The sequence below is a fragment of the Ensifer adhaerens genome (assembly GCF_028993555.1).
GTDB lineage: Bacteria > Pseudomonadota > Alphaproteobacteria > Rhizobiales > Rhizobiaceae > Ensifer > Ensifer adhaerens_I.
In genome coordinates, this window is sequence record NZ_CP118611.1 from 2,433,337 (window position 1) to 2,458,451 (window position 25,115).

Below are 25,115 nucleotides of genomic sequence, written 5' to 3' on the forward strand. Positions count from 1 at the left end.
GGTTACCGGCACTTAAACGAGAGCCCCGAAGGACAGATCTCATGCGCCTGATTGCCGCCACCCTCTTCGCTTTCAGCCTCGCCGGGTCGGCTGGCGCGGCCGATCTCATGACCTTCTGGGACAAGCCCCAGCACGGCGGCAACAGCTTCAACCGGCTGCCGCCGGACGAGGCGTATTTCAAGGCGCTGGCAGGCTACGGCGCCACCTGGGTACGCCTTTCCTACGACAAGTGGAAACCGGCGAAACGCGATTACCTGATCGGCGACGCGGACAAGTATGCGGGCATTCCGGCCGCCGATCTCGAAACGCTGAGAGGGACGCTCGACCGCGCCGACAAGGCCGGGCTCAAGGTCGTAATCGCGCCGCTGTCTCTGCCAGGCATGCGCTGGGCCCAGAACAACGGCAACAAATTCGACGGCCGGCTTTGGCGAGACAAGGCCTGGTGGGACCAGGCGGCAAGCTTCTGGCGGGATCTGGCCCGTGAACTGAAGGACCATCCGGCCGTCGCCGCCTACAATATTGTCAACGAACCAGCACCAGAAAAGAACAATGGCCTTGCCGAACACGCTGATCCGCAGGCGATGCAGGCCTGGTACGACGGCAAACAAGGCAGCGCTTCGGATCTCAAAGCCTTCTACGAAACCGTCATCGACGCCATCCGCGAAGTCGATCCGGCAACCCCCATTATGGCCGATGCCGGCTGGTATGCGGCGGCCGATGCCTTTTCCTACTGGCCATCGGGGCTTACGGACCAGAAGGTGCTCTACAGCTTTCACATGTACGAACCCTATGCGGCGACGAGCGCGCCCAACATCAAGCGCGACAAGCCCTATGCCTACCCGGGCAAGGTGCCCTTTGGCGAAGGCGAAGAGACCTGGGACAGGGCGCGAATGGCCGGCTATCTCGCAAAGCCGGTGCAATGGGCGAGGGACAGGAGCATCCCGCTCGATCGTCTGGTCGCCGGCGAATTCGGCTGCATGCGCCGCTGGTCGGGCTGCAAGACCTATCTCGAGGACGTGTTGACCGCGCTCGACAAGGACGATCTGCACTGGGCCTTCTACAGCTTCCGGGAAGATGCCTGGGATGGCATGGACTACGAACTCGGCACCAAGACCGTCGGCTGGAAATATTGGCAGCAGATGGAAGCCAATGAGCGCGACACGACGCCGCGCAAGTCGACGCCGGAGTTTGCCCCCATCAGCCGGCGGCTCGCCGAGGATCAGTGATCGCGTTCCGCCGCAACGCCCTGGAACCGGGCCGTTCCGGCCCGTCGGGCGTGGCTGCCGTCAGCACCGTCGTCACAAAAGCGCTCCATTGCGATGCACATGACGTCGCAGCCTTCTCCTGCCCAACCGGACCACGGTCTGCTTGGAAAAAGGGCGGGAATCGTTAGAAGAACCATCATCCTTACGAGTGCCACGACGTACGTGGCGCCGTTTCCAACTTGGGACATGTCTTTGCAGAAGACCGGGGCGGCCGACGCCGACACACGAAAGCGAACCATCTCCCTGTCACGCACGCTGGCGATCGTGATGGCGGCACTGGTGGCACTGACCGCCGCCGTCATCCTCTCCGTCGTCTGGTACATGTCGGCGGGTGCTACCCGCGAATTGCTCGCCCAGTCGGCCCATCTCGGCCTCGACGCCGTCCAGACGAAAATCGGTAGCCGCTTCGCCCCGGTTGAGGACCAGTTGGCCTTCCTGGCAAAGGAAGTCGGGGCCGGGCGCCTCGATCCGGCGGACCCGCTGGCGCTGGAGCGCGTCATGACCGGCGCGCTCGCGGCGACCCCGCAGGTGCGGGTGCTCTCCTTCGTCAAGCCAAATGGCGAAATCTTCGGCGTGACTCAAGGGTCGAAGGGCGTCTTTTCCTTCGCCGACACCATCAGGACCGACAACGAGCGCACGGAGATCGAGGAGGCGCGCCGTAGCGGCAAGGCCGAATGGGGACCGGTCTACTTCGTTCCGGACCCAGCGATACGCACGTCGGTCACAAACCTGCAGCAGCCGGCAAGCGTCGGCGACCAGTTTTCCGGGGTCTTCAGGGCAACGATCACGGTCGACGCCATTTCGGACTTCCTGCGCCAGATCGCCGTCTCCAATCCCGGGACGACACCCTTCGTGCTTTATGGCCGCGATCAGGTGCTGGCCCATCCCATGATGGCATCGGGCCATCCGCTGCTGTCGGCAGAGCACCGGCTGCCGAAGCTTGGCGAACTTGGCGATCCGTTCCTTGCCGCATTGTGGGACGGGGAACCCGAGACCTTCCATGATTCAGCACTGGAGGCGCGTGTCGTGGAGGTGGGCGACAAAGGTCGTGTCATTCTCACCCGCGAGATCAGCGGCTATGCACCTGCTCCTCTCATCGTCGGCGTCGAGGTGCCGATCGAATCGCTGGAGAAGCCGATTTCGGACCTGCTGCGTGCCGGCGTAGCCGGCCTCGTGGTGCTTCTCGCTGCGATCGTCATCGCATGGGTCGTCAGCCGTCTGATCGTTCGCCCGGTCACCAGCATGGCGCACGAGGTCCGCGCCGTTGGCATGCTCGACTTCGCGGCCCTTCACCCCCTACCCGGCAGCCTGTTTACCGAGTTGAACGAACAGGCGCGGGCCTACAATACTATGTTGAACGGGCTGCGCTGGCTCGAAACCTACGTGCCGAAGAAACTGGTGCGCCATCTCCTTGGAAGCGGCGATCTCGTCTCGAGCCAGCGCACGGTGACCATCATGTTTACCGATGTGGTCGATTTCACCGCTACCGCCGAAAAGACCACTGCTGCCGAAGTCGCCGCACTTCTGAATAGGCATTTCGATCTGCTCGGCCAATGCATCGAAGATGAGGGCGGCACGATCGACAAGTTCATCGGCGATTGCGTGATGGCATTTTGGGGCGCTCCCGACGACCAGCCGGATCATGCCGATCGCGCCATGCGCGCCGCCCGCGCCATCGCGCTTGCGGTTGGCGAGGACAATGCAGACCGGCGCCGGCAGGGTCTAGCTCCTCTGCGGGTGCGCATCGGCGTCCATTCCGGTCCGGTCGTCTCGGGCAATATCGGCATGAGCGGGCGGTCCGCCTATACGATCGTCGGCGATGCGGTGAATGTGTGCAACCGCATGGAGCAGTTCGGCAAGTCGGTTGCGCCGAACGAGGAGATCGTCGTGCTCCTGAGCGGTGAAACCGTCGATTTCCTGACCGTAGACCGCTCCGACCTTACACCGCTTGGCAAACACTGCCTTTCCGGCCGGACGGAGCAGACCGAAATCTACCGGTTGCCGACCAAAGCGGGATAAGCGGCGCGACGCGGGGACCGGCACATTCAACCATGCCTCTGCTTCAAAAGAGGGGTCTCAGAGCCTGCCGTCGGGCTCGGATCGCCATCATCCGCCTTCAGGAGACATGGGCCGTGCGCCGGCTGTCGGTGTGCATCCGCAGTGACGGACAATTGCCGCCACCCGCGCTTGGCCTGTTCGGCCATTTCGCAAGCAGTGGTCGACCCTGAAGCACTGCGGCGACTTCTACGGGCAGACTCGCTCAGCAATTTCGTACGGGCGCTGAAAAAATGCTGATTTTCGCCGCCTGGAAAGCAAAATTTAACCATACTTCTCCATCTTTTGTCCATCAGTCGTCAAGAAGGGGACAATCCGGAAGTCGCGCAGCGGTGGTCGCTCGCCGGCCTGAGGGCCTTTTGCGTGAATTTCTGGCTTGAATTGCGTAGTTGAGTAAGATCATTCGCCCACAGTCACTGAATCGTCTGTTGCGTCCATTGCTGATCACTTGCTGCGGCACCGCTCTTGTCGGCGCGGCTGCGTGGTCGCTCGTCGGCATGGTCGCGATGAACAGTTCCTACGCGCATGGCTCCGGCCGGCTGCTGCCCAAACCGCAGCTTCATCTGGCCGAGAAGGCGAAAGAGCGCGCCTGGGACAAGCACGCCAGGGTCAACCAGGCGACGAAGCTCGTCGCTGCTGCCGCAGCGCAGCCGGTGATCGTCGCAAGCCTGACGCCCAGCGAAGCGAGATTCGCCAGCGATCCTGAATTCCCGCGGGATGCCGAAATGCTCGGCAAGAGCGCACGCCTTGCGGCGGCCGTCAAGCAAGCGGTATTGGCATCGGAAAAGCTCGCCAGCAATTCTGCCCCCTCCGCTTCCCCGCACTCTCGCCACCAGACGGCGACGATGAACATGCCCGCATCGGAACGTTTCGCCCCGATGACCGGCGGTCTCGCCGACAAGCCGGCGGTCCAGCTCGCCTATGCCACCCCCTCTCAGAGCCATGTGGAAGACAGCGCGTTCTCCGCCGTGCTGACCGCGCCGGCCGAGGACGATGTCGCGGAACAACCGGAACCGGACACGGCTGACGACACGGCCGCCCTGCCGAGCCATGAGGACACGCCGTCCATCGGTCCCATGCCGCAGTTCCGCCCGCGCAGCGAGCAAGCGCAGAAGCCGGTTGCCGAGACCGAGAAACCTGCGACCGGGCAGGCAGAAATCGAGGCTGCACCTAAGGCCGAAGAGACCGGAAAGGCCGACGAACGCGAAACGCCGGCAAAGCCGAAGGTTGCCTATGCGCGGCCGGAAGATCCGACGGAGAACAGCTCCGGCACCGGCTTCGGCCAGGCGCTGCGAAACATGTTCGGCGGTGGAGCCAAGGCCGGCAATGGCGTCGCCGTCTACGACATCACCGCTGCCAAAGTCTACATGCCCGATGGCAGCGTGCTTGAGGCCCATTCCGGCATCGGCAAGATGGCCGACAATCCGCGCTACGTGGATGTCAAGATGACCGGGCCGACCCCGCCGCACACCTATAATCTCAGGATGCGCGAGACGCGCTTCCATGGGGTCGAAGCGATCCGCATGCTGCCGATCGACGGCAGGAACAAGCACGGCCGCGACGGCTTCCTGACCCACAGCTACCTGCTGCGCGGCAAGCGGGCGGAATCCCATGGCTGCGTCGCCTTCGCCGACTACCCGCGTTTCCTTACCGCCTTCAAACAGGGCAAGGTCAAGCAGATCGTCGTGGTGCCGAGCGGCGGACGCGCAGCCGGCATGCGCCTGGCGCAGAACGGCAGGAGTTCCTGACGGGTCCGCCTGTCAGGAGACACCCTACGGTCGGAATGCTGGTGAGAGACGGCAAAGGTCTTCCGCCAATGAGAAACGGGCATTAAGATCCGGGCCTCTACAGGAGCGAGATGAAGAGGACCGGGAGCCCGTCATGTGCCGCAACATAAAACCCCTGTTCAACTTCGAGCCGCCGGCTACGGACGCGGAGATCCATGACGCCGCGTTGCAGTTCGTGCGCAAACTGAGCGGAACGACCAAACCGGCCAAGCGCAACGAGGCCGCCTTCGAGCAGGCCGTCAATTCGATCGCGGCCTGCGCCCGGGAATTGCTCTATTCACTGGAAACGTCGCAGCCGCCGCGCAATCGCGAAGAAGAAGCAGCCAAGGCCCGCGCCAGAAACGCGATCCGGTTCGCCTGAGACAAAGTAGCGTCAGCAATAGCCGACGGGCTTTGTTCCCGGACCCGCTGGGAGTGCTCCTCACGCCTTGGCGGCGAGCGCGCTCAATTCTTCAAGGTCGAGGTCCCGTTCCAATTCATGCAGTGTCTCGTCGTCGATCTCGCCGGCGCGATGGAGCCGGATGAGTTCGCGCCGTCCGGTTGCGACCGCTTCGAGCACGACGTCGAAGTGGGCATGAAGAATGGGCGTGTAGTGTTCCGTGCGCTCGGCATAGTCGACGATCGACACCGCCCGGCGCTGATACCTGTCGAGCAGTTGCGGATGGATGAGGGTGCCTGCACCATCATAGGCCCGGCTCTGAATGGTCACGAGTTGTGCCTGTGCCATTGCCGCCTCGGCCTGGCTCATGCTGAGGCGCGCCTTTTCCGATGGTGGCTCGACGAGCCCCGCCCAGGCGATCACCCGCCCGAGCGTGGTGCCCTGGACGAGCACGGTCCCCAGGATGACGGCAAAGGACGTCACCAGGATGAAGTCGCGACCCGGGAAGCCCTCCGGTATGCTGAGGGCCAAGGCCAGCGTGACCACGCCGCGGACGCCCGCCCAGGAGACAACCGTTGCCGCGCGTGCGCCAAGCGGGCGATAGCGCTCCATGCCAAGGGCGTTGCCGAGGCGGATGACGAAATCCGACCCGAACACCCAGGCAAAGCGCGCGACGGAGAGCGCGACGAGGATAACAAGGATTGGCCACCACATGGTGGCGGTAACGACCCCGAAGCCGCCTCCACGCTCGACGACGCCGCGCAGCGACAGGCCGATCAGAATGAAGACGGCAGCCTCCATCAGGAAGACGATGACGGTCCAGAATGACGAGCCGCGCATGCGTGTGGCCGCGGTGAGCACGGTGTGCTGGTGCCAGCTGGCGATCAGGCCGGTGGTGACCGTGGCAATGACGCCTGAAACATGCAGAAACTCGCCGAGCAGGTAGGAGGTCCAGGAAAGCAGGGCCGTGGCAGCGATGATCAGGTATTCGTCGCCAAGACGGCGCGCTAGCACGACCCAGGCCGTGCCGATGGCGGTACCGACAAGGGCACCGCCGATGGCGAGCACGAAAAAGCTGCCGACCGCTTCGCTGGCGCTGAAGGCCCCGGTAACGCCGGCGGCAATCGCGAAGCGGAAAAGCACGAGGCCGCTCGCGTCGTTGAGCAGGCTTTCTCCCTCGAGCAGGATCTGCAACCGCCGTGGCAGCCGCACGCGCTGCAGCACGGCGCGGGCCGAAACCGCATCGGGCGGTGAGACGATCGCTCCAAGCGCCGCGCAGGCAGCCCAGGGGAGCGAGGGGAACAGCAGGTGCGTGACCATGGCGACCAAGGCACAGGTGAAAAATACCGCGCCGATCGCCAGCGAGGCGATGCCGATGAGATGACGGCGCAGGCGGCCGAGAGCGATCGTCCATGCGCCGTCAAGCAGCAGCGGCGGCAGGAAGATGACGAGCACCAGGTCGGGATCCACCTCGATCGTCGGCAGGCCCGGCACGAAGGCGAGCAGCGCCCCGCCGGCCAGGAGTGCCACGGAAGGCGGCAACCCGAGCCTGTGGGCGACATAGTGCAGCGCGATGATCGCCACAAACATGCCAATCACCAGCTCGAACAGATGTGTCGGTTCCACGCGCTCTGCCTCCCCCGCTCCAGGACGCGAGCATTACAGAACGCGTTTTGCCGAAACGCAATTGGTGCGCGTCACATCAACAGCGCCTGCGAAGCGGTTCAAGCGGAGAAAAGAGGTGCGGCCAAGAAAGAAAAAAGGGCCGACGGAAGACCGCGGCCCATAAGGTGTGAAGGTCAATAAACCTCCAGAGGGGAACAGCTGCTGCGGCGGTATTGGGAGGAGAACCGCCATGTGCATCAGCTGTGTGCTTTATGCCTGATTTTTGACCACTTGGAAAACAAATATTGTGCAATGCAGCTATGCGTGCACTGCACACGAGCAGGTCCAAGCCGTGCCCTTCCCCCGCACTCGGTGAGCGCGGCGCACCAAAGAACATGACGAGCGCCTCGCGGCCGAAGAAAGTTCTGGAAAGAGGATCGGGACCGGCGCGAAGCACCGGTCCCGATGATATAGCTGCTACACTAGCGACCGTGGGATCGGCCGCATGAACATGCTAGAGCGGTTTTCTCGATCAGAAAGGCCGGCTTCGCAGCTGCCCGAGTTGTCCGCATTCTATCCACCGGTTGTACACAGGCCGATCTTGCCGCAACACCTTGGTAGAGCTTCCCTTTCCTCGCCTCTGTGATTAGTGCCCTTTTCGCCGGGAGCGATGGGCGCATTCGTGCGCGGATCTCAGGTCAGCGACGCAAGACGGGTTTCCGCGTCGATCAGGCAGGCCGCGATCGCGGCCACCAGCAGCAGACCTGCAAAGGTGCCGATGGCAAGCCCGAAGCTCTGGACCACCAGCATGCCGATCAAGGAAGGGGCGAGCAGACCGCCGAGCCGCGCCATGCCGCCCGCCGCGCCCATTCCGGTTGCGCGCGACTCCGTCGGATAGAGCTCCGGCGTATAGGCATAGAGCGCGCCCCAGGTGCCGAGCAGCGCAAAGCTCATGATGAGCAGCGATGCTGCGATGATCGTCGCCCCGTCCGCCACGACGAAAAGCAGGCAGCTCAAGGCGGAGAGAAGGCAAAAGCCGATCAGCGTCGGCCGGCGTCCCCAGGCCTCGACGCCATAGGCGGCGAGCGCATAGCCTGGAATTTGCGCCAAGGCGATGAGAACGAGGAAACCATAACCGCGGACGAAGCCGAAGCCCTCGCCCGCGAGCCGCGGTGGCATCCAGGTGAAGACGCCGTAGTAGGACACGGAGACGAGGAACCACACCGCCAAGATCAGAAGACTGCGACGGCGCAGATCCCCGGAAAAGATGCCGGCGCTCGGGGAGGCCGCAGGAAGCACGATCGATACCCCCGTTTCGAGCTGAGGGCGGCGATTGGCGACGAGCATCCGGTTGACGATGGCTGTTGCCTCAGCAGCCTTGCCCGCGCGAAGCAGATAGAGTGGCGACTCCGGGACGAGGAAACGCAGTCCGAGGCCGAGCACCGCAGGAATGGCCGTGACAGCGAAAATATAGCGCCACGCGTCAGTGAGTTCAGCGAGTGCCACGAGCCATGCCGCCACAGCGACAATCAGGGTTCCGACGGCCCAGAACCCCTCGAGCATGACGAGCCAGCGACCACGGCTTCGGGCGGGCAGGAACTCCGACATCATGGCGTAGTCGACCGGCAGGGTACCGCCGACCGCAACACCCGTGAGGAAACGCAGGAGCAAGAGGATGCCGAAGCTGGGAGCGAAAATCGACAGCATGCCGAAGATCGCATCGCAGGCCACGGTGACGATCAGTACCCGCCGGCGACCGATCCGATCGGCAAGTCGGCCGAAACCAACCGCCCCGATCAGCATGCCGAGAAAGAACAGGGTCCCGGTCTGGAGTGCCTCAGGAACCGTCAGACCGAACGTCGCGGCGATGGAGGCTGCCGTGAAACCAACGGCGAGAACCTGCATGGCATCGGCCGCCCAGACCAACCCGAAGATGCCGATCAAACGGTACTGATAGGGTCCCGTGCCGGCACGGTCGAGCGCTTCGTTCATCGTGATCGTGGTCATTCCGTCCTGCCTTGCAATCGATGCGCGGACACTACGTCGGCAGATCGAACTTGAACAGCGGCCCTCGGACGCGGCGGCAGACCGGCTGTACCGCGGCAATGACGGTTTGCGCCGCCTTGCAAAGATTCTTTCTGAAGAAATCAGAAGTTGCGCCACCAGGGCCAGCACGCACGGTGAACTAGCAATCAACGACTGGTTTCTCGCTCCTGGCGCCGCGATCGGAAGCAACCCAACTTGCGCGCCTGGGCGCCTTGCAGGGTCTTGCAAAGATTCTTGCATCGCCCTCGTTGACGGCACGAAAGATTGCAGAAACGATAGATCCTGCAAATGAACTTGCGGGGACGTCATGACGATACTCGATCGTATCAAGACCCATTCCAGGCGGCTGACCGATGCGGATCAGAAACTGATCGCGACCATGCTGGAAAACCGGGCGGAAGCTGCGTTCCTGTCGGGCCCGCAGCTTTCCCAGCGCGCTTCCGTTCACGAGGCCACGGCCACGCGGCTTGCGCAGAAGCTGGGCTACAAGGGTTTTCCGGACCTTCGCGCACAATTGCAGCGTGAGGTGCTGGATGATCAGGACGCCGCCAACCGCATGCGCCGGTCGGTCTCCAAGGTCGAGCATGGCGATTACCTGACCGATCTGATTGCGGCCGAGATCACGGCACTCGAAACGCTCGCCCGGTCGGTCGAACAGGCGGAAATCGACCGGGCTGCCGATCTGATCTTTTCCGCGCGCCGCGTCTTTATTTTCGGGCAGGGCCATGCGCAATCCGTCGCCGGCTTCCTGCAACGCCGCCTCGATCGCTTCGGCATGACCACGATCCAACTGACGGGGCGCGGCCGCGACATAGCCGAGCGCCTGGTCAGCATGGATGCTGGCGACCTGGCGGTGGCGCTTGCTTTCCGCAAGCAACCGCAAAGCTACGGCCCGCTGATGCGGCACGCGACGCGCGTCGGCGCGAAATCGATCCTCGTTTCCGATCTGGCCGGGCCGCTGATGGAGCCCGCCGCCGATCTGATGCTCGCGGCGCCAAGGGGGCGCTCGGGAAGCGAATTCCAGACACCGACGATCCCGTTTGCGATCGTCAACGCCATCGTCCTGACGATCGCCGGGCGCCACCAGGGGCAGGTCATCGGCAGGCTGGAGAAGCTGTCGGAGCTGTTCAACGACTTCGACTGAGGGAAATGAAAAGGGAGGAGAAAAACATGTTGAAACGACTGACCAATGCCGCACTTGCCGCGTGTTTCGTATTGCCGTCGATCGCGATGGCGTCCGATCTCGATGGATTGACACCGCAGCAATTGCTGCCGCTCGCGCAGAAGGAGGGGAGCGTCACCGTCTTCTCGCTGTCGAGCCGTATCGCCAAGATCGAGAAGGCATTCGAAGAAGCCTACCCGGGCATCGACCTGATCGGCCTAGACATGAGCTCGACCAAGCAGATCGCCCGCGTCGAGGCGGAACAGCAGGCCGGCGTGCACGCCGTCGACGTACTTTACATCGCCGATACGCCCGTCGTGTTCACCAAGCTTCTGGAGGGAAAGCGGATCGTGAACTACGTCCCGCCGCGTGTCTTGAATGAACTGGAAGACCGCTACAAGGCACCGCTTCTGACCCAACGCCTCTCGACCAAGGTGCTGATGTACAACGAAAAGGCGTTTCCGGACGGTTCGCCCGTCACCAATCTCTGGCAGCTTACGGAGCCGGAATGGCAGGGCCGGGTGCTGATGGTCGATCCGAGCCAGCGCGGAGAACTGCTCGATCTCTTGACCGAGATCGCACTTCATCCGGACGAGATGGCGGCCGCCTACAAGGCGCATTTCGGCAAGGACATCGAAGTGGAAGGCGATCTTCAGGGCGCCGGCGAGCAGTTCATCAAGGACCTGTTTGCCAATGACCTGATCCTGCTCCCGAACAGCGACGTGCTCAACAAGTCGATCGGCGACGTCAATGCCAAGAACCCGCCCGTCGGCTTCGGCACCTATTCCGACCGCCGCGACAACGAGAAGGAAGGTTGGGCCCTGCAGATCGCCAACAACGTCGAACCGGCCAACGGCATCCTCTTTCCGGCGGTGCTGACAGTCGCCGACAAGGCGCCGCATCCGGCAGCAGCCCGGTTGCTGATCGACTTCATGTTCGGCGACGACACGCCAACGGGCGGAGCCGGCTTCGAGCCGTTCAATGTTCCCGGCGACTACGCAACCCGCAAGACCATCGCCGACCATTCTGACTCGGTCAAACTCAGCGAGCTGAAGGCCTGGACGATCGATCCGGCAAAGACGGCCGCTGCGCGCGGGCGCATCGCCGACCTGATCATCACGCTCCAGTAACGGTAACCGTCTGTCGACATGCTTTTCGCAACGCGTGTCGACAGACGCCGAGGCTCGCACATGACATCCCTATCCATATTCGCACCATCGGGCAGCCGGCTGCTCCGATCGGGCTTCCTCTTGCCGGCGCTTCTCGTTGCCATCGTCGCCATTCTGGTTGTTGCTCCGCTGCTGCGCATCCTCGTCACCACGTTGACGCCGGAGGGGCTTGCGGCGTGGAAGGCCGTGCTCATCAGTCCCTTGTCCGCCAATCTCTGGTGGCGGCCGCTCCTCAATACGATGGTCCTCGGCTTCAGCGTCGGTGGCGGCTGCCTGCTCATCGGCGGGTTCCTCGCCTGGCTGGTCGTGCTCACCGACGTCCCGGGCCGCCGCTTCCTCGGCCTGATGGCGACGCTGCCCTACATGATCCCGAGCTTTGCCGCCGCCCTTGCCTGGGGCACGCTGTTTCGCAATTCCCGCCTCGGCGGCTCGGCCGGTTTCTTCGAGACCAGCGGCCTTGCCATTCCGGACTGGCTCGCCTGGGGCCTGATCCCGACGGCAATCGTGCTGATCGCGCATTACTATTCGCTCGCCTACACCATCATCGCCGCGGCACTGAGCTCGGTGGGTGCCGACCTCGTCGAGGCCGGACAAATGGCCGGCGCCAAGCGCCCTCGCATCTTCTTCGGCATCATCCTGCCGGTCGTCACACCGGCCTTGATCGCCGCCACGTCCCTGACCTTCGCCGGCGCCGTCGCCAACTTCGCCGCACCCGCACTGCTCGGCCTGCCGGTGCGCATGCAGACGCTTTCCACCCGCCTCTTCGGCATGATCGAGACGGGGCAGAACGAGCGCGGCTTTGTCATCGCTCTACTGCTGATCGCTGTGTCTGCTCTCTTTCTCTGGCTCTCGGACCGTATCGTCTCCGGGCGCAAGGCCTTCATCACCGTGACGGGCAAGGGCGGGCGGACCAAACGTTTCCCGCTCGGCGCCTGGCGCTGGCCGCTCTTCGCCATCGCCGTCGTCATCGGGCTTCTGACAACGATCCTTCCGGTCCTCGTGCTAGCCGCGTCGAGCCTTGCGCCACAAAGCGGCGCACTCTTCTCCAACTGGACGCTGCATTTCTGGATCGGCGAAGGCGGCGGCGAGATGGCGCAGGGACAGGCCGGAATCTTCCGCAATCCCGTACTGATCGATGCGATCTGGAACACGATCCGCCTCGGCCTCGTCGTCGCCTTCACGACGATGCTGCTCGGCCTTGCGCTTGCCTATACCATCGTGCAACGCAAGGGCAGCCTGCTTGCGACGCTCCTCAGCCAGCTCGCCTTCCTGCCGTTGCTGGTACCGAGCATCGCCTTTGCCGCCGCCTATATCGCGCTCTTCGGCGCGCCGATCGGGCCGCTGCCCTCGCTATACGGCACCTTCGCGCTGCTGGTCATCGCGGCATCCGCGCACAACCTGCCCTTTGCCGTGCAGTCCGGCCGCTCCGTGCTTGGCCAGATCTCCGCCGATATCGAAGAAAGCGCCCGGCTCACGGGTGCGGGCCTGATCCGTCGTCTCTTCGCGATCATCTTTCCGCTCGCCATCCGCGGCCTCTTTGCCGGGGCAATCCTCGTCTTCGTCAAGATGGTGCGGGATCTGTCGCTGGTGGTGCTGTTGTTCACCGCCACCTCGCCGGTACTCAGCATGGTTGCCTACCGCTATGCGGCCGAAGGTTTCATGCAGTTCGCCAATGCCATCACCCTCGTCATCCTCGTCGTCTGCCTGGCTGCCTCGTTCCTCGCCCACGCCCTGCAGAACCGGGTCCAGAAATGGAAACAACCATGAACGCCATAACAACCGGCACCGCGGACGCCATCAAGATCCGCAGCCTCGTCAAAAGGTTTGGTGCCTTCACCGCCGTCAAGGACGTCAACATCTCCGTACCCGCCGGTTCCTTCCTGGTTCTCGTCGGGCCGTCAGGCTGTGGCAAGTCGACTCTCCTGCGCATGCTGGCCGGGCTCGAGAGCCCGAGCGAAGGGGAAATCGACTTCGTCGGACAGACCGTTTCCAGCGGTGCAGGCGGCGTCATCGCCGACGCCGGCCGGCGCAATGCCGGCCTCGTTTTCCAGAGCTACGCGCTCTGGCCGCACATGACCGTCGCCGGCAACATCGCCTGGCCCCTCAAGGTCGCCAAATGGCCACGGGACAAGCGGGAAGGGCGCGTGAAAGAGGTGCTTTCGTTTCTCGGCATCGACGCGCTTGCCGAGCGCTATCCGGCAGAGATCTCCGGCGGCCAGCAGCAGCGCGTGGCGATTGCCCGCACGATCGCGCCAGAGCCGAGCATCCTGCTCTTCGACGAGCCGCTGTCGAACCTCGATGCCAAGCTGCGCATCGAAATGCGCAGCGAACTGATGCGTATCCACCGGGCGACCGGCGCAACATCGGTCTATGTGACGCACGACCAGGTCGAGGCCATGACCATGGCGACCCATGTGGCCGTGCTCAACAATGGTCGCGTCGAACAGTTCGGCAAGCCGATCGATCTGCTGCGCAACCCGCAGACCACCTTTGTCGCGACCTTCCTCGGCACGCCACCGGCAAACCTGATACCGGTACAACGGGTGGATGACAGGTTCATGTTCGGCGAAACGGCGCTCGCGCCGGCAACCCTTGCGGTCGGCCGCGACGCAGTGCAGCTCCTCTATCGCGCCGAGGACGTCAGCGTCGGCTCGGTCGCCGGAGCCCCATCGCTCTCCGCCCGCTTTGCCGAAGCCGCGCCGATTGCCGGACGCACCATGGTGACGGCGATGGTCGACGAGATGCGCGTCACCGCCATGGCCGACGGCTACTTCACCGCGACGCCCGGGGAGACGATCCCCCTTTCCTTCATTCGTACACCCGATGCGGTTTTCGCCGCCACCGGAGAAAGGATCCATCAATGAGGCTCATCCTCATGCGCCACGGCGAGACCGAATGGAACGCTGAACAACGGCTTCAGGGCCAGGACAACTCGCTCTTGTCCGAGCGCGGTGTCGCGCAGGTGCGGCGGTTTCGCCCCTATGCCAAGGCGCTGAAACCGGTTCGCATCATTGCGTCCGATCTCGGGCGCACCCGGCAGACCGTCGCACTCATCGGCCATCCCGATGCGCCAACGGACGAGCGTTTTCGCGAGCTCGACATGGGCGAGTGGACCGGGCGGCGCAAGCCGGACCTGATCGCCGAACGCCCGGAGGAATATGCGGCCTGGCGCGCCGGGACCTTCACCCCGGCCAATGGCGAAACCTGGGGTGCCTTTCGCGGGCGCGTGGCCGAAGGCGTTCACGACTGGATGTCCCGCACGGAAGGGGACCTGTTGATCGTCGCCCATGGCGGCGTCGTCCGCGCCGCCTGCCACGAATTCCTCGATCTTCCGCCGTCGCGCGTCGTTCCGGTGACCCCTGGGACGGCAACCATCCTGCATTTCCCGCGACGCGGCAGCATGGCCGCGCAGCTCGAAGGCTACAATATCGGCTCTGTCGCCCCCGACGAATCCGTCGCCGACTGATGCCTGCGACGAGGGCAGCGAGATGAACTCCGGAACATTGGTCATCCTGGAACTCCTTGGCGGCGTGGCGCTGCTTCTGTGGGGCGTGCGCATGGTGCGCACCGGCGTCATGCGTGGCTGGGGTGACCGGCTGCAGCGTTTCGTCGAGGAGCGCCTGTCGAACCGGCTCACGGCCTTCGGCAGCGGTGTGCTGGCGACCGCCGTGCTCGGCAGCGCAACGGCGATGGCGCTGATCGTTGCCGGACTTGCGGGCGCCGGGGCGATCTCGGCACCAACAGGACTTGCGGTCCTGCTTGGGGCGGATATCGGCTCGGCGCTCGTCTCGGGCCTCTTTGCCTCCGGCTCCTCGCTCGCGGCGATGCTCGCCCCACTGTTTCTGTTCGCCGGCTATGTCGCCTTCAACGCGTCGAGCGAATTTCGCCCGCGAAATGCGGGGCGCATCCTGATGGGCCTCGGCCTGATGCTGATGGCGTTGAAGGTGATCGTTGCCGCGACCGCGCCGCTGCGCCAGGCGACGCTCTTCCACGATGTTCTGGGAACCGTTGCCGGTGAGCCCGTGCTCGGCTTCCTCGTCGGCGCATTGCTTGCCTGGCTCTGTCACTCGACGCTCGCGGTCATCCTGCTTGTGGCTTCGCTTCTGATGAGCGGCAGTCTCGAAATTGCCGGAGCCGTGCCCCTGATCCTGGGCGTCAATTTCGGGGGCGGCCTTCCGGCCGTCAGCGCCACGCTCGACCAGCCACCCGTGGCCCGCAAGCTGCCGCTCGCCAACCTGTTTTGCCGCGGTCTTTTGGCGATCGCGCTCCTGCCTTTTGCGCGAGAGATCGTGGAGATCGCCGGGCGCCTGCCCGCCGAGCCGCTCCACGTCGCCGTCGGCCTCCACGCTGCCTTCAACCTGCTGGTCGCAGCCGTGTTCCTGCCGCTGTCTCCGATCGTCATCCGCCTGGTCGAGCGCCTTGTCCCGGCACGCCCCGTCGCGGACGACCCGCTTGCGTCCCCGCGCTATCTCGACGGAAGGACCCTCGAAACACCGGCAATCGCGCTCAGCAATGCGACGACCGAAACGATACGCATGAGCGAATTATTGGAACGCATGTTCCTGATGTCGCTGACGGCGCTGCAAACCGGTCGGATGGAACCGCTGAAGGAATTGCCCTCGATCGACGCGAGGCTTGGAAACTACATGGCCTCGGTCCACGCCTATCTCGGTCAGTTGACGCAGGACGAGCTTTCGGCCGAGGATACCGGCAGAGCCCACGAGATCATGCTGTTTGCGAGCAATCTCGAACATGCCGGCGACGTCATCAAGCTCAGCCTCGCCGACCGCATTCGGGCCAAGGTCAAGCAGGACGTCGCCTTGAGGGCGAGCCAGCGCGAGGCACTCGATGCCCTCTCGGAAGTGATCGCCGCGTCGCTCAGGCTGCTTCCTGCGGCGCTCCTGTCGCGCGACGTCTCCGCCTCAGCCCGCCTTGCAGCCCAGAAGGATCGCTTTCGAGACTTGGAGGATGACGTCGTCGGCCGGCATCTCGGTCGCGAACGCATCGAAGCGGCCGGCGATGCGAAAGGCAATGCGCTGTTCATCGACCTCGTTCGCGACCTGCACAGGATCAACTCCGATATCGCCGCCGCCGGCTACCCGCTGGTTCAGGCAGCCGGGCTGTTGAGCAGCAGCCGAATCAGAAGCACTCTGCCGGCAGGTGCTGCCGGCTGAACGGAGGACGACTGTCAGCTTCGGTCGTGTCGTGTCCGTTTTCGGCGCGCCAGGAGTCTTGAAGCCACTTTTCCGTGCCGCGATGGCCCGGCAACGTGATCCAATAGTGTTCGTCAAGCGGCGGCGTTCTCTCAAAACGCCCCCGACCCGTCAGTAGGGCGAGATGCAGATCTGCCGCGGACCGTGATAGGGCTGGTACGTATCGTCGTAAGCTCTGTAGGACCGGTAGCGGGCATAGCACCAACTCGTGTGCGCATCGCCGCCATAATAGGTCTGCCGGTAATAGCGCGGCGCATAGTAGCGCGGGCGATAGTAGGTCGGGCCGTAATAGCCTTGGTTGTAGTAGCCCTGATTGTAATAACCCTGATCGTAGTAGCCCGAGCCATAATAGGGCTGCGCCAGCGCTCCACCGATGATCGCACCAGCGGCCAGTCCGCCGAGCGCCCAGGCCCAATCGTCGCCGCCGCCGTGGTTGTGCCCGTGATAATTACCGCCATGGTAGCCACCGCGGTAACCGCCACCGTATCGTCTGTACTGAACCAGTTGCGCTTGCGCCGTCTCGATCTTCGGGGCGCCCGCTATCGTGGGAAATGCCATGGCCGGCGAAACGCTGGTCAGCGCCGCCGCCGTGGACAAGGCAATGATCGTCAGCCTGTTCATTGGCTTACCTCCATTTTCCCCGCTTGTGCCGGAGTATACATCGGAAAAGCCGCCGAAGCACTGCGTTTTGGCGGCGCGCGCCGCCGGGTGTGGCGCGCCGCCGGACGCGTTTCTTTCGGACAACCGCACGCGAGATCGGCTTGGCCGCCCACTAAGGATCGGGTTTCCGAGATCTTCACGCCCGTACGGCTGCGCCTTTGATCGCGGAGGATGCTCATACCGCGTGCCACCATCTTTTATTTCATTTTTCGCAATTCAATCGCAATTATTATTGCAATTCAACGGCGCAATCCGGTCGGCTACATCTGTTCTCACCAAACGAGTTCACCACCGACCGGAACGACCAGGCACCGACGCCCCGCTTTTCAACCAGCTCAAAGAGGAGAAAGCCCATGTCCAAACTCGAAGTCCTGACCCCGCAGAACAGCCAGCTGATCTTCATCGACCAGCAGCCGCAGATGGCCTTCGGCGTTCAGTCGATCGACCGCCAGGTGCTGAAGAACAACGTCGTCGGCCTTGCCAAGGCCGCAAAGGTCTTCGACATCCCGACGACGATCACCACCGTCGAGACCGGATCCTTCTCCGGCCACACCTATCCCGAACTGCTCGCCGTCTTCCCGGAAAACGATATCCTCGAACGCACCTCGATGAACTCCTGGGACGATCAGAACGTCCGCGACGCGCTGGCCAGGAATGCCGCCAACGGCCGCAAGAAGATCGTCGTCTCCGGTCTGTGGACCGAAGTCTGCAACACCACCTTTGCGCTCTCGGCCCTCCATGATGTCCCGGACTACGAGATCTACATGGTCGCCGACGCCTCCGGCGGCACCTCGGTCGATGCGCACAAATACGCCATGGACCGCATGGTCCAGGCCGGCGTCATCCCAGTCACCTGGCAGCAGGTCCTGCTCGAATGGCAGCGCGACTGGGCCCGCAAGGAAACCTACAATGCCGTCACTTCGCTGGTGAAGGAACATTCCGGCGCCTATGGCATGGGCATCGATTACGCCTACACCATGGTCCACAAGGCCGACGAACGCGTCCGTCACGGCAAGACGATCGGCCCCAACCCGGTCAAGTGACCCCCGGCCCGACCAGCGAAGCTCCCCATCGCTTCGGCACGATTGACAAGGCCGGTCCCGCAAGGGGCCGGCCTCTGCGTTTATGCGATTTCGATTGAGATCGCGACACGCCCCGAAAGCCGCAGATGGCCTTTCAGGTCGCGTTTCCCGGCTCTCCGCATGCCGCAAGCCCGGTTGCCGGCACCACTATGCCGAATTTGAAATTAAGGAACACAGTCATTTTCCAAATTTGATTGACAACTCGGCTCCTCGCGCGCATTTTAGAAAACAATAGTTTTCCTAATTCGGCGAACGGCGTTTTGGATCGCCCCGCCATACCGGGGAAAGGAACCGGTCATGAACCAGCACACGGCAATCGCCATCACAGAAGCCCCCTCTCCGACTGCCGAGACGTTGCCGGCCATTCGGCTCCCCGAGGAACTGCCTGCTATCCCGCCTGCCCTGGCGCCGAACGCGAAGGTACCCGCGAAGCGGTGGCTGCGCGGCCTGCTCTTCGCCTCGGTGGCCGCCGCAGCCCTGGCGGCCGCCGCCGATTTCGGGTGGGGATACTGGACGACAGGCCGCTTCCAGGTGTCGACCGACGACGCCTATGTGAAGGCCGACAGCACGACGATTGCGCCCAAGGTATCCGGCCATATCGCCGAGGTGCTCGTGGCCGACAACGAGCGGGTGAAGGCGGGACAGATCCTCGCCCGCATCGACGACCGCGATTTCAACGTCAGCCTCGAACGGGCGATGGCCGAGGTCGAGGCAGCCGAAGCCAACATCGCCAACAAGCAGTCGGCCCTGGTGGCCCAGCAATCCGCGATCGAAGCGGCAAAGGCGACGGTCGAGGCCGACAGGGCCGACCAGACCTTTGCCGAACAGGACGACAAACGCTATTCGGAACTCGCCAGACAGGGCTTCGGCACCATTCAGAATGCTCAACAGGCGGCTTCGCGCATCACGGCCGCCCGTGCCGCGGTAACACGGGATACGGCAGCACTTGCCAATGAAACCAAGCAGCTTGACGTGATCAAGGCCGAAGTCGCCCAGGCGAAGGCGGCACTCGACAGCGCCAAGGCGGCGCAGAACCAGGCTCGCCTGAACCTCTCCTATACCACCCTTGCCGCCCCCATCGATGGCGTGATCGGCAACCGTACCCTGCGGGTCGGCCAATATGTACAGGCCGGCACCCAGTTGATGGCCGTCGTCCCGACGGAGGCGGCCTACATCGTCGCCAACTACAAGGAGACCCAGCTTACCGGCGTCCATCCCGGCCAGAAGGTGACAGTCGAAGTGGACACCTTCCCCGGCCAGGTCTTCGAGGGGCATGTCGACAGCATCTCGCCGGCGAGCGGCCAGGAATTTGCGCTGCTGCCGCCGGACAATGCGACGGGAAACTTCACGAAGGTGGTGCAGCGCATTCCGGTCAAGATCGTACTCGACCGGGGCATCCCACGATCGGTGATCTTGCGGCCCGGCATGTCGGTCTACCCGACCATCGATACCAACCCGACGGCGACCGAAGTCGCGTCAAAGTCGGAAAAGATCTACTAGGGGCGATTGGGCGCCCGTCTCACCAGCCAGACACGGCAGGAGGGTGTTATGTCCACCATTGCTGATACAGCTGCCCCCGGCACGCTGCCAACCGCAGCGGCGCCCTCTGAAAAGGCGAGCACGAAAGCATGGATCGCGGTGATTGCCGGCCTGATCGGCGCCTTCATGGCGATCCTGAACATCCAGATCACCAACGCCTCGCTGCTCGATATCGAGGGCGGCATCGGCACGGGCGTCGACAACGGCGCCTGGATATCGACCTCCTACCTGATCGGCGAGATCGTGGTGATCCCCCTTACCGACTACTTCAGCCGCGTCTTCTCGTTCCGGCGCTACATCCTGGCAAATGCCATCCTGTTCCCGATCTTTTCCGCGGCTTGCGCCTTCGCCCATGATCTCGGCTCGATGATCGTGCTGCGCGGTCTGCAGGGCGTTGCGGGTGGCGTGCTCATCCCCATGGCTTTCACGATGATCCTGACCCGGTTGCCCAAGGCGCAGCAGCCGTTCGGGTTGGCACTCTTCGCCCTGTCCGTCACCTTCGCGCCGGCGATCGGCCCGACGATCGGCGGCTATCTCACCGAGAACTACGGCTGGCAGTCGATCTTCTTCGTCAACACGCCTCCAAGCATGGTCATGGTGGTTGCGCTCTACTTCACGCTCGAGAAGAAGCAAATGCAATTGTCCCTGCTCAAGGAGGGCGACTGGGCCGGCATCATCACCATGGCGATCGGGCTCTCGGCCCTGCAAACCGTACTCGAGGAGGGCAACAAGGACGACTGGTTCCAGTCGCCGCTCATCGTCAAGCTCGCCTTGGTCGCAACCGTGTTTCTGACCGCCTTCGTCATCATCGAACTCAAGGTCGAAAAGCCGCTGGTCCAGCTGCGTCTGCTCAGGCAGCGCAACTTCGGCGTCGGTGTCCTCGTCAACGTGCTGGTCGGCGTGGCGCTGTTCGGCACCGTCTACATCCTGCCGCAGTATCTGGGTCAGGTGCAGCGCTACAATGCCGAGCAGATCGGCTTCGTGCTCGCCTGGACCGGGTTGCCGCAGCTCCTCATCATTCCGCTCGTACCGACATTGATGAAGCGCTTCGACGCGCGCTACGTCGGCTTCGTCGGCATCAGCATCTTCGCCGTCAGCTGTTTCATGAACACGACGCTCTCGCTCGACAGCGCCGGCGACCAGTTCTTCGTACCCAATATCGTGCGCGCCATCGGCCAGGCACTGGTGCTGACGCCGATCACGGTGATCACGACCGCCGGCATTGCTCCAAGCGAGGCGGCCGCCGCTTCCGGCCTGTCGAACATGCTGCGCAATCTCGGCGGTGCAGTCGGAACGGCCACGCTCGCGACCGTGCTCACCAAGCGCGAGCAGTTCCATTCCAACATCATCGGCCAGTCCGTCACGCTTTCCCGCGACGAGGTCCGTGACCGGATCGGCGATCTGACCCAGCACTTCTTGACGCATGGCGTAACCGACGCCGCCGTTGCACAGCACAAGGCGATCGCAGTTATCGGCGCGACGGTTCACCGCCAGGCGCTTATCCTGGGCTTCAGTGATACGTTCGCCGTAATCGGCACCGTGTTGGCGCTCGCTGCCATCGCCCTGCTTTTCACCCGCAAGATCCAGCTCGGCGGCGCAGGTGCGGGCGGTGCCCATTGAATGCCCGCAGGTCAAAGGACGCGCACTTAGAGGAGGCAGATCATGAACAGTTCGACGCCCGCTCGCCTCTTTCTCGACGACCTCTATGTGGGCCAACGCTTTACAAGCGCGACCCATATCATCGACGAAGCCCAGATCAAGGCTTTCGCCATGCAGTTCGACCCGCAGCCTTTTCACCTCGACGAGGCAAAGGCCAGGGACACGCTCTTCAAGGGGCTGGCCGCAAGCGGATGGCACACCGCCGCCATCACGATGCGCCTCAATGTCGAGACCGGCCTGCCATTTGCCGGTGGCCTCATCGGCGCAGGCGGAGAAATCAACTGGCCGGCGCCGACGCGCCCCGGGGACACGCTGCATGTGGAAAGCGAAGTGGTGGAGATCATACCGTCCCGCTCGAAGCCTGATCGCGGCATCGCCGTCGTTGTCAGCAGCACCATCAATCAGCGTGGCGAAGTGGTGCAGAACCTCAAAGCCAAACTCGTCCTCAAGCGGAAAGCGGCAGATTGACGCTGACCCAGCCCGAATAGGTGCAAGGACGGGCGACCTTCATTCCGTCGCAACCAAATCATCTAGCATCGGACTGGCCAGCGCGAGCCGGACCGCGCGCTCGGACAGACGGCGTTGCACGCGCCGAGCAGAGGCTGGAAACGAGGCAATGCTCGTATTTCTCAACAATCAACCGACCACTGCCGCGTTCACGGCGTGCGCGAATGCGGAGGCACTGCGATGGAACTGACCGCCCTGACCATTATGGTCGCCTTTGCCGGGGTATTCCTGATCTGCTTCATGAAGGGGGCGTTTGGCGGCGGTTTTTCCATACTCGGTATCCCGCTGCTGTCGCTGGTGATGGACCCGGTCACCGCCGGCGGCCTTCTCGCGCCGCTCTTCGTGGCAATGGATCTGTACGGCTTGCGCTACTTCAAGCGCACGACCTGGTCTGCTCCCGACCTCGTGCTGCTGCTTCCGGGGCTCGTGATTGGCATCGGGCTCGGCTATCTGCTGTTCCGCTTTCTCGATCACCGCACCGTCGCGATCGTGATGGCGGCGACGACGCTGCTCTTCGTCGGCCTGTGGCTTGCAAGGGGCGCAGAGGTAACGGCGCGCCCACGCTCGACCCCCAAGGCAATTTCGGCCGGCCTCGCCTCAGGCATCACCACGATGGTCGCCCACTCCGGCGGACCGCCACTGGCGATGTATCTTCTGCCGCTTGGCCTCAGCAAGGAGGTCTATGCGGGAACGACGAGCCTTTTCTTTACCGTCGGCAATGCGACCAAGGCCCTGCCATGGTTGTTCCTGGCAAAGCCGAACGCCGATCTCGGAGTGCTGATGGCGATCTGCCTGTTCGCCATTCCGAGCGGTGTTACGCTCGGCTGGCGGCTCCAGGGCAGGCTCTACCAGCGGCAGGTCTATCGCGCCTGCTATGGATTGCTGGCCCTGGTCGCGCTGAAGCTATTGTGGGACGGTGTTTCCGGCTTTCTCGCTTGACCGCCGCATCGCCTGACGACCCAAGGAAGCGAGACAACCCAAAGAAGATGGCGTTGCGAAGGCGCAGATCACGCCATAGGCTTATCGCGCAAGCTGCGCCTGCAAGGCTTCGCACTTTGCGTATTGACCTAAGTTTCTCAAAGAGTTGAAGTACCCTGGCCACTCAAGCGAGGAATTTCACCCTGCACAGCAGCGCACCCTTCACGGCAGCGGGAGAGATGGGTCAGCTGATCCGATCTCATCGCTGGGATGACAGCCCGCTCGGCCCCATGGAGGCTTGGCCGCCATGCCTGGCGGCGGCGGTCGACATCATGTTGCCGGCGCAGGCGCAGATTGTGATGTTCTGGGGCGAGGAGTTCGTTGCGCTCTACAACGACGCCTATGCGCCCACCATCGGGGACAAGCACCCTCGTGCGCTGGGGCGCCCGGCACGCGAAAACTGGGGTGAGCTTTGGGGTGACCTCGAACCTCTGCTGCAGCGCGTGCTGAAGCGCGGCGAGACGGTGGTTGCGAAAGACCGTCCCTTCTACATCGAGCGTCACGGTTATCCCGAAACGGTGTACTTCGATATCTCCTACTCGCCCGTCCGGGACGAGGAAGAGAGGGTTCGAGGCGTGTTCTGCATTGTCAACGAAACGACGGAACGCGTGAAGTTCGAGAGCGCCCTGCAGGCCAACGAAGAGCGGCTTCGCGCAATCTTCTCGCAATCGGCCGCCGGCATCAGCCAGATGGACCTGACGGGCCGCTTCCTCTTGGTCAACAATCGCTTCTGCGAAATCGTCGGCTACAGCGAAGCCGAATTGCTGACGATGCGCATGCATGACATCACCTTTCCCGAAGACGTCGCCGAAAGCGCCCGCCTGTTCAAGACGATGGTGAGCACGGGCCAAAGCTACGAGATCGAGAAGCGCTACCTGCGCAAGGATGGTGGTCTTGTCTGGGTAACGAACTCGGTCTCCGCGCTCCGCGACGAGCGCGGCAATTTTCGTCAGGCCGCCGCCGTCATCGTCGACATCACCGAGCGCAAGCGGGCCCAGGAGGTCGAGCGTCGTCTTGCGGCCATCATCGCGTCCTCCAACGATGCCATCCTCGGCATCGATCTCAGGATGAGGATCACGACCTGGAACGCCGGAGCCGAAAGGCTCTACGGTTACTCGGCCGAGGAAATGGTCGGCCGGTCCGTGATGACGCTGGTGCCCGAGGACCGAATTGACGAAGAGCCCGCGATCCTCAGACAGGTGAGCGCGGGCCTCAAGGTCGAGCCATACGAGACCAAACGGCTCCACAAGGACGGTCGAAGCGTCGACGTCCTGCTCAGCGTTTCACCGATCTACGACGCCTATGGCAGCATCGTTGGTGCTTCGAAGCTGGCCCACGACATAACCGTGCGAAAGGAAGCCGAGCGCCTTCAGACCGTCCTCGTCGGCGAGCTGAACCATCGCGTCAAGAACGTGTTTGCGACCGTTCTGGCCATTGCCCGGCAGACGCTCGGCCGCAGCGACGCGACGGACGCCGGCGAGGTGCAGGCCTTTGAGGCGCGGCTGGTTTCGATGGCGCGGGCCCACGACCTTTTGACCCATGGAACCTGGGAACGGGCGGAGTTGCAGGCGATCATCAACCAGGCGATCTCCCCCTACGCGCAGGAGAGGTTTGTCGTGTCCGGCCCGCCGATCCAGGTTCCACCGCGAATGGTCGTGTCGCTGTCCCTGGCGCTGCATGAGCTCGCCACGAATGCCGCCAAATACGGCGCCCTTTCGACAGCGGACGGACGGGTCTCGATCACATGGTCGCTCAAGACCGGCACGCCGACCCGGCTGACGCTGCGCTGGCAGGAATCCGGCGGTCCGCTGGTAAAGCAACCATCGCGCAAAGGATTCGGCTCGCGTCTGATCCAGACACTCCTGGCAGCCGAACTCAACGGCCAGGTGGAGATCAGCTACCACCCCTCGGGCCTGGTGTGTTCCGTCGATGCAGCCCTGCAAGTCGGGTGGGACGAGCCCACTTCGTCCTGATCGCACCGTGGCGGCGCACAAACAGCATGGCCGGTA

General features: G+C 63.5%; 19 protein-coding genes. 16 read left to right on the forward strand and 3 right to left on the reverse strand.

What is annotated here, in order from left to right; all coding sequences use genetic code 11:
• The first annotated feature begins 41 nt into the window (after positions 1–41).
• The 4 genes from PWG15_RS31155 to PWG15_RS31170 all read left to right on the forward strand — a co-directional run bounded on the left by PWG15_RS31155 (position 42) and on the right by PWG15_RS31170 (position 5,468).
• On the forward strand, positions 42–1,226 hold the full coding sequence (locus tag PWG15_RS31155) for a glycoside hydrolase family 5 protein (RefSeq protein WP_275025443.1): 1,185 nt from the start codon (positions 42–44) through the stop codon (positions 1,224–1,226).
• 231 nt (positions 1,227–1,457) lie between these two features.
• Positions 1,458–3,284, forward strand: coding sequence for an adenylate/guanylate cyclase domain-containing protein (locus PWG15_RS31160; protein ID WP_275025444.1), 1,827 nt, complete (start codon positions 1,458–1,460; stop codon positions 3,282–3,284).
• A gap of 464 nt (positions 3,285–3,748) precedes the next feature.
• Entirely contained in the window at positions 3,749–5,068 is a 1,320-nt protein-coding gene (locus PWG15_RS31165) for a tlde1 domain-containing protein (protein WP_275025446.1), read from the forward strand.
• A gap of 133 nt (positions 5,069–5,201) precedes the next feature.
• A complete protein-coding gene (locus PWG15_RS31170) occupies positions 5,202–5,468 on the forward strand; it encodes a DUF2277 domain-containing protein (protein ID WP_275025447.1) in 267 nt (88 codons plus the stop codon).
• A gap of 60 nt (positions 5,469–5,528) precedes the next feature.
• On the opposite strand, the gene PWG15_RS31175 is transcribed toward PWG15_RS31170, so the two are convergent.
• On the reverse strand, positions 5,529–7,112 hold the full coding sequence (locus tag PWG15_RS31175) for a Na+/H+ antiporter (RefSeq protein WP_275025448.1): 1,584 nt from the start codon (positions 7,110–7,112) through the stop codon (positions 5,529–5,531).
• 672 nt (positions 7,113–7,784) lie between these two features.
• Positions 7,785–9,098, reverse strand: a complete 1,314-nt coding sequence (locus PWG15_RS31180; protein WP_275025449.1) for an MFS transporter — start codon at positions 9,096–9,098, stop codon at positions 7,785–7,787.
• A gap of 346 nt (positions 9,099–9,444) precedes the next feature.
• Here PWG15_RS31180 and PWG15_RS31185 point away from each other — a divergent pair, with 346 nt between their 5' ends.
• From PWG15_RS31185 to PWG15_RS31210, 6 genes are read left to right on the forward strand one after another with little or no spacing between them, the layout of a single operon-like run.
• Positions 9,445–10,281 (forward strand): MurR/RpiR family transcriptional regulator, encoded by an 837-nt coding sequence (locus PWG15_RS31185; RefSeq protein ID WP_275025450.1) that lies wholly within the window; start codon positions 9,445–9,447, stop codon positions 10,279–10,281.
• 26 nt (positions 10,282–10,307) lie between these two features.
• On the forward strand, positions 10,308–11,429 hold the full coding sequence (locus PWG15_RS31190) for an ABC transporter substrate-binding protein (protein WP_275025451.1): 1,122 nt from the start codon (positions 10,308–10,310) through the stop codon (positions 11,427–11,429).
• A gap of 60 nt (positions 11,430–11,489) precedes the next feature.
• Positions 11,490–13,235 (forward strand): ABC transporter permease, encoded by a 1,746-nt coding sequence (locus PWG15_RS31195; protein WP_275025453.1) that lies wholly within the window; start codon positions 11,490–11,492, stop codon positions 13,233–13,235.
• A complete protein-coding gene (locus PWG15_RS31200) occupies positions 13,232–14,332 on the forward strand; it encodes an ABC transporter ATP-binding protein (RefSeq protein ID WP_275025454.1) in 1,101 nt (366 codons plus the stop codon). Before PWG15_RS31195 ends, PWG15_RS31200 begins: the two co-directional genes overlap by 4 nt.
• Positions 14,329–14,934: a histidine phosphatase family protein gene (locus PWG15_RS31205; RefSeq protein ID WP_275025455.1), complete on the forward strand. Its 606-nt coding sequence runs from the start codon at positions 14,329–14,331 to the stop codon at positions 14,932–14,934. The genes PWG15_RS31200 and PWG15_RS31205 overlap by 4 nt, the downstream gene beginning before the upstream one ends.
• Positions 14,935–14,956: 22 nt before the next feature.
• The gene (locus PWG15_RS31210; RefSeq protein WP_275025456.1) at positions 14,957–16,642 is read left to right on the forward strand and encodes a Na/Pi cotransporter family protein; all 1,686 of its coding nucleotides are present in this window, start codon (positions 14,957–14,959) and stop codon (positions 16,640–16,642) included.
• A 150-nt stretch (positions 16,643–16,792) separates the two neighbouring features.
• On the opposite strand, the gene PWG15_RS31215 is transcribed toward PWG15_RS31210, so the two are convergent.
• On the reverse strand, positions 16,793–17,302 hold the full coding sequence (locus PWG15_RS31215) for a BA14K family protein (protein WP_275025457.1): 510 nt from the start codon (positions 17,300–17,302) through the stop codon (positions 16,793–16,795).
• A 392-nt stretch (positions 17,303–17,694) separates the two neighbouring features.
• On the opposite strand from PWG15_RS31215, the gene PWG15_RS31220 reads away from it, so the two are divergent.
• From PWG15_RS31220 to PWG15_RS31245, 6 genes are all read left to right on the forward strand, one after another.
• A complete protein-coding gene (locus PWG15_RS31220) occupies positions 17,695–18,384 on the forward strand; it encodes a hydrolase (protein ID WP_275025458.1) in 690 nt (229 codons plus the stop codon).
• 336 nt (positions 18,385–18,720) lie between these two features.
• Positions 18,721–19,923, forward strand: a complete 1,203-nt coding sequence (locus tag PWG15_RS31225) for an HlyD family secretion protein (RefSeq protein WP_275025459.1) — start codon at positions 18,721–18,723, stop codon at positions 19,921–19,923.
• 48 nt (positions 19,924–19,971) lie between these two features.
• Positions 19,972–21,582, forward strand: coding sequence for an MDR family MFS transporter (locus PWG15_RS31230; protein ID WP_275025460.1), 1,611 nt, complete (start codon positions 19,972–19,974; stop codon positions 21,580–21,582).
• Positions 21,583–21,624: 42 nt separating this feature from the next.
• Complete coding sequence (locus PWG15_RS31235; protein WP_275025461.1) at positions 21,625–22,089, forward strand: MaoC family dehydratase; 465 nt, start codon at positions 21,625–21,627, stop codon at positions 22,087–22,089.
• A gap of 219 nt (positions 22,090–22,308) precedes the next feature.
• Entirely contained in the window at positions 22,309–23,067 is a 759-nt protein-coding gene (locus PWG15_RS31240; RefSeq protein WP_275025463.1) for a sulfite exporter TauE/SafE family protein, read from the forward strand.
• Positions 23,068–23,285: 218 nt separating this feature from the next.
• Positions 23,286–25,079, forward strand: a complete 1,794-nt coding sequence (locus PWG15_RS31245) for a PAS domain S-box protein (protein WP_275025465.1) — start codon at positions 23,286–23,288, stop codon at positions 25,077–25,079.
• Positions 25,080–25,115: the final 36 nt, after the last annotated feature.